This window comes from Rhizobium sp. BK418 (assembly GCF_004341105.1).
Lineage (GTDB): Bacteria > Pseudomonadota > Alphaproteobacteria > Rhizobiales > Rhizobiaceae > Rhizobium.
The window spans coordinates 1008410-1020961 of record NZ_SLZK01000002.1 but is presented as its reverse complement, the minus strand read 5'-3'; the positions used below and the strand labels follow the sequence as shown (position 1 = coordinate 1020961).

The window sequence follows — 12552 nt, the reverse complement described above, 5'->3', positions numbered from 1 at the left end:
CGATCAATGATATTGGGGCCGGCTTCCGCCGGTGACCGCATCATTGTTTTTGCTGGCCAGCGCCGCCCGGTGCCCGGGACTGACCGCCGTTACGGTACTGTTCGAGCATCTTTGCGCGCTTCACTACACCCTCACCTGCCTGCCCTGCAAGCACTGCGGCATGGATAAAAGTATTCTGGCCCATCACCCCTTCCATTTCGTTCTCCGAGAAGAGACGGAAGGAAGGTATTTCCTCCTCGGTTTCCATTCCGAGGTGCCAGGCCTTGCGGGCCTGGTCTATTTTTCTGACACCGTCGGCTGCCGCATCCGTCGAGTGGAACACCGCAAGCGCAGCTCCGCTGCGGATTGCTGCATCCACCTTGGCGGAGCCGGTGACGAGCTGGCCTGCTTTGCGCGCCATGTTCATCATCTGCAGGAGTTGCTGCAAAAACAGCCGCTCCAATCTCTCGCCGAGGTCATCGGCGGCCTTCACATCGGCCTTCAGGGCGCGGGCGAAGAGCTTCTTCGCCACCGCCTTTTCCACCAGTGACCGATCGATCTTCACCCAGCAGCCGCGTCCCGGCAGCTCGCGCTTAAGATCCGGCACCACCGTCCCGTCAGGGGCGGCCACGAAACGGATCAGCTCATCAGGCGATCCGCTCTCGCGTGTCACGATGCACATGCGGCCGTTCACGTCGTAACCTGCAAGATCGTCGTCCTCAGGAGATGTGTCCGGCGTTAGCGTCATTATGCGTCCTGCTCGGCAGCATCGGCCTCAACAGCCTCTGTGTCCTTCGCAAGGTCTTCCTCTGTGATCCAGCCGGCCAGCAGGCGGGCCTGCACGACCATCTGTTCGGCTTCGACACGCGAAATGTCGAATTTCGAGAACAGGCCCTCGAACTTCTTCGTCTCGCCGTTCTTGCGTTCGGTCCAGCCGACGAGGTCGTCGGCTGCACAGCCTGCGAAATCCTCGATCGTCTTGATGCCGTCCTCGCCGAGCGCGACCATCATCTGGGCAGTCATGCCATCGATCTGGCGCAGCTCGTCGGAAACGCCGAGAGCCTTGCGCTTCTCGTCCATTTCTGCCTCGAGCTTTTCGAGGAATTCGCGGGCGCGGGTCTGGATTTCCTGCGCGGTATCTTCGTCGAAGCCGTCGATCGATGAGATTTCGTCGAGATCGACATAGGCCAGTTCTTCGACGGCAGCGAAGCCTTCCGAAGCCAGAACCTGTCCGACCATCTCGTCGACGTCGAGCGCATCCATGAAGAGGTTGGTGCGCTCGTTGAATTCCTTCTGACGGCGTTCCGATTCTTCGGCTTCCGTCATGATATCGATGTCCCAGCCCGTCAGTTGCGAAGCGAGACGAACGTTCTGGCCGCGGCGGCCGATGGCGAGCGAAAGCTGCTCGTCCGGTACGACCACTTCGATGCGCTCTGCGTCCTCGTCGAGAACGACCTTGGCGACTTCGGCCGGCTGCAGCGCGTTGACGACGAAGGTCGCCGGGTCCTGCGACCAGGGAATGATGTCGATCTTCTCGCCCTGGAGCTCGCCGACGACGGCCTGAACGCGAGAACCACGCATACCGACGCAGGCACCGACCGGATCGATCGAACTATCGTTCGAGATCACGGCGATCTTGGCGCGCGAACCCGGATCGCGGGCGACCGACTTCACCTGAATGATGCCGTCGTAGATCTCGGGCACTTCCATGGTGAAGAGCTTGACCATGAACTGCGGATGCGTGCGCGACAGGAAGATCTGCGGGCCGCGCTGCTCGCGACGCACATCATATACGTATGCGCGGACGCGATCGCCATAGCGGACGTTCTCGCGCGGGATCATTTCGTCGCGGCGGATAATGCCTTCGCCACGGCCGAGGTCGACGATGACGTTGCCATATTCGACGCGCTTGACCGTGCCGTTGACGATTTCGCCGACGCGATCCTTGAATTCGTCGAACTGGCGGTCACGCTCGGCTTCGCGCACCTTCTGCACGATGACCTGCTTGGCCGACTGCGCGGCGATACGGCCGAAATCCATCGGCGGCAGCGGATCGGCAATGAAATCGCCGATGGCAGCGTCCGGGTTGCGGTCGCGGGCCAATTCCAGCGGGATTTGGGTGGAATAGTCTTCAGCCTTCTCGACGACTTCGAGCAGGCGCTGCAGACGGATTTCACCGGTCTTCGGGTTAATGTCGGCGCGGATATTGGATTCGGTACCGTAACGGGAGCGCGCCGCCTTCTGGATGGCATCGGCCATCGCGGCAAGCACGATTTCGCGGTCGATGACCTTTTCGCGCGCCACTGCATCTGCGATCTGCAGAAGTTCGAGCCGGTTTGCGCTGACTGCCATTGTTCTGTTTCTCCGTCCTTGACTACCCGGGTTCCCGTCCCTGGAGCTTACGTTGATCGGTTATTCTTCGTCGTCCGCTTCGTTCTGGTTCGCAGCCTGCGCCTTCGCCAGCTTGTCGGCGCGCAGCGCATCGCGGATCAGATCGTCGGTCAGAATGAGTTTGGCATCGCTGAGCGCTGTGAAGGGGATGACGACCTTCTGCTCCTCGCCGTAGGCAACTTGATCACGTTCGATCGTAAACCCGTCGGCGTCCGCTTCGACGATCTTGCCGCGGAAGCGTTTGCGATTGCCGATCATGATCGACGTTTCGCACTTCACGAGGTGGCCCTGCCAGCGAGTGAAATCGGATTTCCGCACCAGAGGGCGGTCGATACCCGGCGAAGACACCTCGAGATGATACTCTTTATCGATCGGATCTTCCACATCGAGCACCGGAGAAATCGCCATGGAGACCTGCTCGCAGTCCTCGACGGTCATCGTGCCATCGTTCTTCTCGGCCATGACCTGCATCGTCATGCCGTTCTGATTGAGCATGCGCACGCGAATGAGGCGGAAGCCCATGTCCACGAGCACAGGTTCGATGATATCGGCGAGGCGCTGGTCAAGCCCGGTCTCGGTGATCAGCCGCGGCTCGCGTTCGTTGTCTGCGTTTGTCAGATCCGACAAGCGGTGCGCTCCCTGCGATTTTCTGGCATTCGGGATGATCGCGCTAACAAAAAAGAGCGGGTCCTCGCGGCCCACTCTTCATCGTACGATCAAGAATTTGAGTGCCATATAGTCCCGTTCTATAGAAATTGCAAGGTCGAACGCGATTCCGTCTCTTTGGCCTCTCAAGCGCAAGCTAACCTATGGCGAGCATTTATCTTCCGCATATATTGCTTATCAAGGCATGCGATAAAAACGGGGGAAGCGTGGCCAGTACGACATCGACATTTGCGCCTTTGCGGCACGAGACCTATCGCACCATCTGGTTTGCAAGTCTCGCCTCGAATTTCGGCGGCCTCATCCAGGCCGTCGGTGCCGCTTGGATGATGACGAGCATCACGTCATCCGAGGATATGGTTGCACTGGTCCAGACCTCGACGGCGCTGCCAGTCATGCTCTTCTCGCTGATCTCAGGCGCACTCGCCGACAATTATGATCGACGCCGGATCATGCTGACGGCGCAATCGGCAATGCTCGTGGTCTCGATCCTGTTGACGGCTTGCGCCATCCTTGGATGGATTACACCCGGTCTACTTCTGTTCTTCACGTTTCTCATCGGCTGCGGCACGGCGCTCAACAATCCCTCCTGGCAGGCCTCGGTCGGCGACATGGTGCCGCGCGCCGATTTGCCGGATGCAGTCACGCTGAACAGCATGGGCTTCAATATAACCCGCAGCGTCGGTCCGGCGATCGGTGGTGCCATCGTGGCCGCCGCCGGTGCGGCCGCGGCCTTTGCGGTGAACGCGCTGAGCTATGTCGCCCTGATCTATGCACTGTTTCGCTGGCGGCCGAACACGCCGGCCTCGACATTGCCGCGGGAAACACTTGGCAGCGCCATCTTTGCCGGCATGCGCTATGTCTCCATGTCCCCCAATCTCGAAAAGATCCTCCTGAGAGGACTGGTGTTCGGAATCGGCGCAAGCTCCATCCAAGCGCTGTTGCCTGTCGTCGCGCTTGATCTCGTTTCCGGCGGGCCGCTGACCTATGGTTTCATGCTCGGCGCCTTCGGCATCGGCGCGATAGCCGGCGCGGTGCTCAGCGCCAAACTGCGCGAAATGTTTTCCAGCGAGACGATCATCCGTCTCGCCTTCCTTGGTTTTGCGCTGAGCGCCGTGATCGCGGCTCTGAGCCCAAGCGCCGTGCTCACCTCCGCCGGATTGCTGATTGCCGGCGCCTGCTGGGTTTTTGCGCTTTCGCTCTTCAACACCATCGTCCAGCTATCCACGCCGCGCTGGGTGGTCGGCCGCTCCCTTTCGCTCTATCAGACCGTCACTTTCGGCGGCATTGCCGGCGGCAGCTGGCTCTGGGGCGTTGTCGCCAACAATTACGGTCTTTCCAACGCATTGCTGATGTCGGCTGCGGTCCTGCTGCTTGGCATCGTCATTGGCCTGCGATTTTCCATGCCCGCTTTCGCCTCGCTCAATCTCGATCCGCTCAACCGCTTCATCGAGCCGGCTCTCGGCCTGGACATCACGCCACGCAGCGGCCCGATTGTCGTCCAGGTCGATTACCAGATTGCCGACGACGATCTGGCCGAATTCATGACGCTGATGGGCGAGCGCCGCCGCATCCGTATCCGTGATGGCGCCCGCAATTGGGCTCTGATGCGCGATCTCCAAAATCCCGGGCTCTGGACGGAAACCTATCACACGCCGACCTGGGTCGAGTATATAAGGCATAATCTGCGCCGAACGCAGGCCGATGCCGAAAATACCGACCGGCTTCGCGCGCTGCACCGCGGCGAAAGCCCACCGGGTGTTCGCCGCATGATCGAGCGCCAGGCCATACCGCCCGTCGACGACGTCTTCCACAAAGCCCCGATCGATCTGCATCATTGAGACCAGGCATGCACATGTTCAGAACCGCGCGGTTGTCCGATCTTCCTGACATCGTCCGCATGCTCGCCGATGATGACCTCGGCAGCACGCGCGAGGTCGTCTCCGACCCAATCGACGCACGCTATCTCGCCGCCTTTGCCGCAATCGACGTGGACCCCAACCAGTTGCTTGCCGTTGCAAGTGACGAGACGGACCGGGTTATCGGCTGCCTGCAATTGAGCTTTATTCCAGGTCTTTCGAGAACGGGCATGTGGCGCGGCCAGATTGAGAGCGTGCGTATTGCAAGCCACCGTCGCGGTTCCGGACTTGGCTCGCAATTCGTCGAATGGGCGGTCGCCCGCTGCGCCGAGCGCGGCTGCGGTCTCGTCCAGCTCACCACAGACAAAACGCGCGCAGATTCGATCCGTTTCTATGAAAAGCTCGGCTTCGTGGCGAGCCATGAAGGGCTGAAGCGCAGTCTATGACATGGCGTGTGGCGTTACTTCAGTTTGCCCTTCATCGACTCCTCTGGAAAGCAGGTCGGTTTCATGCCGTTCCTTTCCTGCCATTGGCCGATCGAGCGGCGTGTCTTGTAGCCTGGCAACCCGTCGGTGCCGCCGACATCGTAACCCTGCCGCTCCAGCGCGTGCTGCATGGCGGCGACATCCGAGCGCAGCATCTTGCCAACGTCACCCCATTGCCCCTGGAAGGCACCAGAACCGAGGGCAATGCGGTCGGCGAGATTGCCGATGTAGAGCGCATAGAGATCGGAGTTGTTATATTCCTTGATGATGTAGAAATTGGGCGTGACGATGAATTGTGGCCCGTCGCGCCCGGCCGGCACCAGCATCATGCCCTGCGCCTTTAATTCGCCGGACGGAAAGCCCTTGCCGGAGATGCGGTCGACGCCAAGCGACGCCCAGTGGGACAGGGGCTTGGCAAGGTCAGGCCCTTCCTGCGCACAGGAGACGGCTTGCGGGATCGTCACCTCGAATCCCCAGTCGCGACCACGCTGCCACCCCTTCTTCACGAGGAAATTCGCGATCGAGGCGAGCGTGTCAGGAACCGAGGTCCAGATGTTGCGGTGACCGTCGCCGTCAAAATCGACCGCATATTTCAGGTAGCTGGTCGGCATGAACTGCGGCTGGCCGAGTGCCCCTGCCGACGATCCCTTGAAATCTGCAGGTGTTACGTCGCCACCGTCGAGAATATGGAGAGCAGCGATCAGCTCCATGCGGAACATGTCCTTGCGGGTCGACATGAAGGCCTTGGTCGCCAATACCTCGATTGCCGAACTGGGGATCTTTGCTGCACCAAAGCCGGTCTCGCGGCCCCATATCGCCAGCACGATTGACCCCGGCACGCCATAGATCTTTTCAATGCGGCTGAGCGTCGAGGCATATTGCGAGGCAAAGCCGCGCCCGGTCATGGCGAGCCGTCTCAGCCGATCCTCGTTGAAATAGGGACCGGGTGAGGAAAATTCCGCCTGCGTCTGCTTCTGCTCCTTCGGTGGCGGAAAGCCGGGAGGGGCGAGATCAGTGAGGGTCCAATTGAGTTCAACACCGGAAAAGGCGGCCCGAAAAGTCTTCTCCGAAATGCCGTTCTTTTTCGCCTCCGGCCAGAGATTGGCCTGTAGCCATCTGTCGAATTGCGCTTCGACATCGGCCTTTGATGGGCCAGCAAGGACGGGGGAGGGGAAAAGCGCCGTTAGCATGATGAGCGTCAATATCAGCAACCGCCGCAAAATACCCCCGTCTGGCCTGCCGGGCATCTCTCCCATAGGTCGGGAGATTGATTGGATGCACTGTTTTCCGCCAGCTACCGACGTCTCAACCTGGCAAGCAGTTAGTGAGGCGGGAAACCAAAGCCGCTTCTGATCTCCCACCTTGTGGAGGAGATGCCCGGCAGGGCAGAGAGGGGTAGCTCGCCGCATCCTCAATTCCCTCATATTGCCGTCCGCGCTCGAAGCGCCGCCGACAGCGTACCCTCATCGAGATAGTCGAGTTCGCCGCCCACAGGCACGCCGTGGGCCAGCCGCGTGATCTTCACATTGAGATCGGCAAGCTGGTCGGCGATGTAATGCGCCGTCGTCTGCCCCTCGACGGTGGCATTGACCGCGATGATGATTTCCTTGATGCCGCCTTCGCTAACGCGATTGATCAGTCCGCGGATATTGAGGTCGTCAGGCCCGACGCCGTCGAGCGGCGAGAGCGTGCCGCCGAGCACATGGTAGGCGGCATTCAGCGCTCCGGCACGCTCCAGAGCCCAGAGGTCGGAGACATCCTCGACGACGATGATGACGGACTGGTCGCGCTGCGCATCAGTGCAGACCGTGCAGGGATCGACCGTATCGACATTGCCGCATCGCGAGCAGATCTTCACCTTGTCATAGGCCTCGCCCATCGCATGCGAAAGAGGACCTAGAAGCTGGTCCTTCTTCTTGATCAGATGCAGTGCCGCCCGCCGCGCCGAGCGCGGCCCAAGGCCCGGCACTTTCGCCAGAAGCTGGATCAGTTTTTCGATTTCGGGGCCGGTGACTCGCTTTGCCATGCGCCGTTCTTAACTGATATGGAACGAAAACGGAATCGCGGAAGAATCGCTGCAACCATGAAAATCCTCGCCGTCTGCCGAGGCACAGCCGAAAAGCTGCCCGGCAAGAGCTACAAGACCGGTATTTTCAAGCACGCCGTCAGCGGCGGCGTCATGATCGATGCGGAAGGTATCGTGGGCGACGCGATCTGCAACAGGAAACATCATGGCGGGGCCGATCAGGCTGTCTATATCGAAGGATCGCTGACGCTCGACTGGTGGGCGAGGGAACTCGGCGAACCCGTCACTCCTGGAACATTCGGGGAGAACCTCGTTATTGAAGGCCTCGACAACCGACAGGTCGCGGTTGGCGACCGTTTCACGACAGGCAAACTGATCCTCGAGGTCACTTCCTGCCGCATCCCCTGCGCCACATTCGCCGCCAGGATGAACGACCCGAAATTCGTCAAGCGCTATACAACGGCCGCTCGTCCCGGCATTTATTGCCGCGTTATTCACGTCGGCATTGTCGAAGCCGGCACGCCAGTGCGCCATCAAGCCTATGCGGGTGCGAGAGTGATGATGCCGGAAATGATGGAAACCTTCGGCCGCCGGCTTTCGGACGGCGACCGGGTGCGATACCTCGCGTCTCCGATTCATTATAAATTGCGGGCGATCCTGCAGGCCGAGGCCTAGCTTAGCGCATCGCAATCGTGACGGCAGCCCCGGCCATTGTTCCCGCGCTCACCCGGTTGGCGATCCGTACTGCGCGACGGCTCCTCAGGAAACCGCGCGCTTTGGCGGCAAGGAACATCCAGCTGCAATCGACGATAGCAAGGACGACGAACAGGGTGACGACGAGTTCGGCCCAGCCGGCGAGAGACACCGAGGGGATGTCGATGATTGACGGCAGAAGGGCCACGTAGAACAACATGATCTTTGGGTTGCCGAGGGCAATCGCCAGGCCGGTCAAAAACATCCGGCCGCGCGAGCGCTCCTGCGGCAGCTCCTCTTCCTCGACATCGGCTTTGGCGAACCACATCCGCCAGGCGAGATAAAGAAGATAGAGCACGCCGAGCCATTTGATGACGACGAAAACATGGTAGAAGCTCTCGGCAATGGCCGAGAGGCCGGCAATCGCGCAGGTGAGCCAGATCGCATCTCCGGCCCACATGCCAAAGAGGAAGGGCAGCACGTCACGCGCGCCTTTCGAAATGACGCGGGCCACGAGCGCCGCAATGCTTGGTCCGGGTGTGCCGGCGGCAATGAAAAGAGCGCCGGCAAAAGCCAGCAATGTCGTGAGCGTCATCATCTCCCGTCTCCTCCTCCGGGACCAGGCGGTAAAATCAGAACGGCAGCTTGAAGCCGGGCGGGATCGACAGGCCGGCTGTCAGCGCCTTGGTCTTTTCGGCGGCAATCGCCTCGGCCTTATCCTTGGCGTCCTTGTGGGCGGCAACGATCAGGTCTTCGAGGATCTCCACATCGTCTTCCTTGAAGAGAGAGGGGTCGATCTTCAGGCTCTTCAGCTCGCCTTTGCCTGAAATGATGACGGTCACGAGGCCACCGCCTGCCTTGCCTTCGGCAGTCAGCTCGGCAATCTCAGCCTGCATCTGCTCCATCTTGGCCTGCATTTCCTTGACTTTGCCCATCATGCCCATGATGTCGCGCATCGTCTTCTCCTTCTTGAACTCAGAATTCTATGTCGTCGCCCGGCAGAATGTCGCCTTCTTCGGATTCCGCGGCGGCAGGCAGTGCAACCTCCTCGGCTTCTTCCTCCGGCGTCGGCGCCCTCACACGCACGTCGATGATCTTGGCGCCCGGAAACTGGGCGAGGATCGCCGCGACATCGGGATCCTGACGCGCATCGCTGACGCGCTGTTCCTGCGCCCTGGCTTCCGCCTCCACCATTGTCGGCGCGCCTTCCTCGCGGCTGAGGCTGACGATCCAGTGGATGCCCGTCCATTCCTTGAGCTTGACGGCGAGCTCGTTCAGCAGCGTGCCGGGTGCGCCTTCGGTAAGGTTCACATCCAGCCGGCCCGGCTCGATGCGCACAGGTCGTACGAAATTGCGCACCAGCGCCTTCACCTTGACGTCGCGCTTCTCGCCGGCAAGATCGACGATATCGCCGATCGAATTGACGCGCACGAGCGGTTTCGGCGCTTCCGCGGGCCTCACCTCGGTGCGTCCGATAGCCTGAGGCTCCGGATTGGGCACGGCACGCAGCATGGCGGTCGGGCCTGACGGCTGCGGCCGCAGTGCAGGTTCGGGCGCTCGCGCCGTCACGTTCGTCTGATAGGGAACGCGCGTCCCGCTGCCGCCGCCGGAAGGTGCCGGTGAGGAGGAGCGGGACACTCCGTCGTCATTGGAGAATTCCGCAAGCCGCCGTGCCGCGTCTTCGGGAGCCGGCAGATGTGCGGCATGTGCCAGCCGGATCAGCACCATTTCGGCCGCGCCTGCCGTACGCGAAGAATTTTCCGTTTCCGGAATGCCCTTCAGCAGCATCTGCCAGATGCGCGAGAGCGTGGTGACGGCAATCCCTTGCGCAAATTCTGCTGCCTTGGTGCGCTCCACTTCGCTAAGCGAAGGATCGTTTGCGGCATCGGGCACATATTTCAGCCGCGTGACTAGATGCGTGAAATCGGCAAGATCCGTCAGCACTACGACCGGGTTTGCGCCCGCCTCGTACTGGCTCTGGAATTCATTGAGCGCGCTGGCCACTTCGCCGCGCACGATATGCTGGAAGAGATCGACGATGCGGGCACGGTCGGCAAGACCGAGCATGCCGCGCACAGCCTCCGCCTGCACTACGCCGCCACCGTGGGCAATCGCCTGGTCCATCAGCGACAGGCCGTCACGGGCCGAGCCCTCCGCGGCGCGCGCAATCATCGCGAGCGCATCCGGCTCCGCCTCGATGCCTTCTTTGGCGGCGATCGTCGAGAACAAGCCGACGAGATCCGAAGCGCTGATGCGGCGCAGGTCGAAGCGCTGGCAGCGGGAGAGAACGGTGATCGGAACCTTGCGGATTTCCGTTGTCGCGAAGATGAACTTCACATGTTCCGGCGGCTCCTCGAGCGTCTTCAACAACCCGTTGAACGCTGCCGTCGAAAGCATGTGCACTTCGTCGATGATATAGACCTTGAAGCGCGCTGAAACCGGCCGATAGCGCACCTGTTCGATGATCTCTCTGATGTCGTCGATACCGGTATGCGAGGCGGCGTCCATCTCGATCACATCGACATGGCGGCCTTCCATGATCGCCTGGCAATGTTCCCCAGGCACGCGAAGGTCGATCGTCGGCTTGTCGATATCGGCCGTCTTGTAGTTCAGCGCTCGCGCAAGAATGCGCGCCGTCGTCGTCTTGCCCACCCCGCGAACGCCGGTCAGCATATAGGCCTGCGCGATGCGGCCGGTCTCGAAGGCGTTGGTGAGGGTGCGGACCATCGGCTCTTGGCCGACCATCAGGTCCGTGAAATCCTTGGGGCGGTATTTGCGTGCCAGCACCCGGTATCCGGTGCCCGTCGAGGCGGCATCTTGTGACTGTCGCTCGGTGTCGCTCATCGCCCTGCTTGCGCCCGAAAGCCCGGGCTTCTTGGAAGAGAAGGTGGGAGGCTGGCACGATGACCCGTGCCGGGGCTCGTTAGGGCTGCTTCCTTCCGGACCTGACCCGGTTGGCGAGTGGCTCGTCCACCACCAACCTCCCGGATGCACATATCGGCAAAATCGTCATCAAATGCAAGCCAAGCTCCAAAAAAACTGCTAGTCCATTGGAAAACATGAGGAGAATGCCCTTGAGTGATTTCGTGCTCGACCTCAGGCTCGAAAGCGACAGCACCAGTATCATGGTCGTTGGCCTGTGCGATGTCCGGCTGTCCAAGGATGCCCGCTGGCCGTGGCTCATCCTGGTGCCGCGCCGGGCAGGCATCACCGAGATCTTCGAGCTGACGCCGCTCGATCAGGTGCTGCTCACTTTCGAAACCGAGCTTGTCTCCTCAGCGCTCAAGAAGGTCACTGGTGCCACAAAAATCAATATAGGGGCTCTTGGCAACATCGTCCGCCAGCTTCATGTTCATGTTATTGCGCGTTCCGAAGGTGATGCGAATTGGCCGGGCCCTGTCTGGGGCTTCGGCAAGGCTGAGCCTTATGAGGACGCAACCAGAGACGAATTCATAGCAAAGCTGCGGGAAGCCCTTTCACCATGAGTCATTCGCTTTTCGATTCGGATGTGCCGCATCCGGAACCCAGCAATCTCACGGCCTTCGCCGCCAACGACCTGAGCCGCGACAGCGAACATCGCGATGAAGGCTCGGTCGAAAAAGCGCTTGCCCGCGAAGGCACACATATCTTTGCCTTCGCCAAGGACAAGCTCGTGCTGAAGCATGACGGTCAGGTGCTTGATCCGCTCTTTGTCCGTTACGAGCTGCAGGAGCTGAAGCCGAATTGGGACGAGACCGTTCTGCTCGGTTACCGCAAGACCGGCGAACCGCGCCTTGCTGTGCCCGTCGGCATCGACGTCGAGGATATGGCGAGCCAATTTAAACCCGTGGACGGCCGCTCGCTCTTTCGCGACCAGCTGGTCGATGAAATGTTGCTCGGCGAATTCGCGCAGGCTGCAAGTCTCATTCGCTGGAACAGCGACAACCGGTTTTGCGGCCGCTGCGGCTCGGTCATGGAAATCCATATCGGTGGCTACAAGCGCGTCTGCACCGCCTGCGAGCACATGATCTTCCCGCGCACCGACCCCGTCGTCATCATGTTGACGATCGATGAAGAGCGCGATCTCTGCCTGCTCGGTCGCAGCCCGCATTTTGCGCCGGGTATGTATTCCTGTCTGGCCGGCTTCGTGGAGCCCGGTGAGACAATCGAAAATGCCGTTCGTCGCGAAACGCTGGAGGAATCCGGTATCAAGACCGGCCGTATCCGCTATCATGCCTCGCAGCCCTGGCCGATGCCGCATTCGTTGATGATCGGCTGTTATGCCGAAGCGAAGTCGCGCGAGATCCACCGGGATGAAGCCGAGCTCGAGGATTGCCGCTGGTTCACCCGCGAGGAGACCATCGAAATGCTGGAGCGCCCCGGCGCCAACGGCAAGGCGCCGCCGCCGAAGGGTGCGATTGCCCATCGGCTGATGCGCGACTGGGTGGAGTGGAAACGCTAGGCAGAGGCTGTAATG

At 60.8% G+C, this 12552-nt stretch carries 13 protein-coding genes and 1 other RNA gene; 5 read left to right on the top strand and 9 right to left on the bottom strand.

What is annotated here, in order from left to right; genetic code table 11:
• Positions 1–40: 40 nt before the first annotated feature.
• From EV281_RS11070 to rimP, 3 genes are read right to left on the bottom strand one after another with little or no spacing between them, the layout of a single operon-like run.
• Positions 41–727 (bottom strand): RNA-binding protein, encoded by a 687-nt coding sequence (locus EV281_RS11070; RefSeq protein WP_132653113.1) that lies wholly within the window; start codon positions 725–727, stop codon positions 41–43.
• Complete coding sequence (gene nusA, locus EV281_RS11065; protein ID WP_132653112.1) at positions 727–2331, bottom strand: transcription termination factor NusA; 1605 nt, start codon at positions 2329–2331, stop codon at positions 727–729. The genes EV281_RS11070 and nusA overlap by 1 nt, the downstream gene beginning before the upstream one ends.
• 60 nt (positions 2332–2391) lie before the next feature.
• Positions 2392–2997 carry a ribosome maturation factor RimP gene (rimP, locus tag EV281_RS11060; RefSeq protein ID WP_112564901.1) on the bottom strand — a complete coding sequence of 202 codons (606 nt, stop codon included), beginning with the start codon at positions 2995–2997 and terminating at the stop codon, positions 2392–2394.
• A gap of 245 nt (positions 2998–3242) precedes the next feature.
• Between rimP and EV281_RS11055 the strand changes: the two genes are divergently transcribed.
• Together EV281_RS11055 and EV281_RS11050 are read left to right on the top strand one after the other, a co-directional pair.
• Positions 3243–4874 carry an MFS transporter gene (locus EV281_RS11055; RefSeq protein ID WP_132653111.1) on the top strand — a complete coding sequence of 544 codons (1632 nt, stop codon included), beginning with the start codon at positions 3243–3245 and terminating at the stop codon, positions 4872–4874.
• Positions 4875–4882: 8 nt separating this feature from the next.
• Positions 4883–5338, top strand: a complete 456-nt coding sequence (locus EV281_RS11050; RefSeq protein WP_132653110.1) for a GNAT family N-acetyltransferase — start codon at positions 4883–4885, stop codon at positions 5336–5338.
• A gap of 14 nt (positions 5339–5352) precedes the next feature.
• Here EV281_RS11050 and EV281_RS11045 read toward each other — a convergent pair whose 3' ends face one another.
• A complete protein-coding gene (locus tag EV281_RS11045; RefSeq protein ID WP_245508255.1) occupies positions 5353–6567 on the bottom strand; it encodes a lytic murein transglycosylase in 1215 nt (404 codons plus the stop codon).
• Positions 6568–6797: 230 nt separating this feature from the next.
• Positions 6798–7403: a recombination mediator RecR gene (gene recR / locus EV281_RS11040; RefSeq protein WP_132653108.1), complete on the bottom strand. Its 606-nt coding sequence runs from the start codon at positions 7401–7403 to the stop codon at positions 6798–6800.
• 57 nt (positions 7404–7460) lie between these two features.
• Between recR and EV281_RS11035 the strand changes: the two genes are divergently transcribed.
• Complete coding sequence (locus EV281_RS11035; RefSeq protein WP_245508247.1) at positions 7461–8078, top strand: MOSC domain-containing protein; 618 nt, start codon at positions 7461–7463, stop codon at positions 8076–8078.
• 1 nt (position 8079) lies between these two features.
• Here EV281_RS11035 and EV281_RS11030 read toward each other — a convergent pair whose 3' ends face one another.
• The 4 genes from EV281_RS11030 to ffs form a co-directional block, all read right to left on the bottom strand.
• Positions 8080–8691, bottom strand: a complete 612-nt coding sequence (locus tag EV281_RS11030; protein ID WP_132653240.1) for a LysE family translocator — start codon at positions 8689–8691, stop codon at positions 8080–8082.
• Positions 8692–8728: 37 nt separating this feature from the next.
• Positions 8729–9052, bottom strand: coding sequence for a YbaB/EbfC family nucleoid-associated protein (locus EV281_RS11025; protein ID WP_132653106.1), 324 nt, complete (start codon positions 9050–9052; stop codon positions 8729–8731).
• 19 nt (positions 9053–9071) lie between these two features.
• Positions 9072–10940, bottom strand: coding sequence for a DNA polymerase III subunit gamma/tau (locus EV281_RS11020; protein ID WP_132653105.1), 1869 nt, complete (start codon positions 10938–10940; stop codon positions 9072–9074).
• Between the two features lie 43 nt (positions 10941–10983).
• An RNA gene (gene ffs, locus EV281_RS11015) (signal recognition particle sRNA small type) lies at positions 10984–11081 on the bottom strand.
• Between the two features lie 89 nt (positions 11082–11170).
• On the opposite strand from ffs, the gene EV281_RS11010 reads away from it, so the two are divergent.
• Both EV281_RS11010 and nudC read left to right on the top strand, forming a co-directional pair.
• Positions 11171–11581 carry an HIT family protein gene (locus tag EV281_RS11010; RefSeq protein ID WP_132653104.1) on the top strand — a complete coding sequence of 137 codons (411 nt, stop codon included), beginning with the start codon at positions 11171–11173 and terminating at the stop codon, positions 11579–11581.
• A complete protein-coding gene (nudC, locus tag EV281_RS11005; protein WP_132653103.1) occupies positions 11578–12537 on the top strand; it encodes an NAD(+) diphosphatase in 960 nt (319 codons plus the stop codon). Before EV281_RS11010 ends, nudC begins: the two co-directional genes overlap by 4 nt.
• The last annotated feature ends 15 nt before the right edge of the window (positions 12538–12552 follow it).

What these genes read in the sequence shown, in the direction of transcription:
- EV281_RS11070 (WP_132653113.1), bottom strand. Translation starts at nt 727, where the DNA reads ATGACGCTAACGCCGGACACATCTCCTGAGGACGACGATCTTGCAGGT.
- nudC (WP_132653103.1), top strand. Translation starts at nt 11,578, where the DNA reads ATGAGTCATTCGCTTTTCGATTCGGATGTGCCGCATCCGGAACCCAGC.
- EV281_RS11045 (WP_245508255.1), bottom strand. Translation starts at nt 6,567, where the DNA reads ATGCTAACGGCGCTTTTCCCCTCCCCCGTCCTTGCTGGCCCATCAAAG.
- EV281_RS11035 (WP_245508247.1), top strand. Translation starts at nt 7,461, where the DNA reads ATGAAAATCCTCGCCGTCTGCCGAGGCACAGCCGAAAAGCTGCCCGGC.
- EV281_RS11030 (WP_132653240.1), bottom strand. Translation starts at nt 8,691, where the DNA reads ATGACGCTCACGACATTGCTGGCTTTTGCCGGCGCTCTTTTCATTGCC.
- recR (WP_132653108.1), bottom strand. Translation starts at nt 7,403, where the DNA reads ATGGCAAAGCGAGTCACCGGCCCCGAAATCGAAAAACTGATCCAGCTT.
- nusA (WP_132653112.1), bottom strand. Translation starts at nt 2,331, where the DNA reads ATGGCAGTCAGCGCAAACCGGCTCGAACTTCTGCAGATCGCAGATGCA.
- EV281_RS11020 (WP_132653105.1), bottom strand. Translation starts at nt 10,940, where the DNA reads ATGAGCGACACCGAGCGACAGTCACAAGATGCCGCCTCGACGGGCACC.
- EV281_RS11025 (WP_132653106.1), bottom strand. Translation starts at nt 9,052, where the DNA reads ATGCGCGACATCATGGGCATGATGGGCAAAGTCAAGGAAATGCAGGCC.
- EV281_RS11050 (WP_132653110.1), top strand. Translation starts at nt 4,883, where the DNA reads ATGCACATGTTCAGAACCGCGCGGTTGTCCGATCTTCCTGACATCGTC.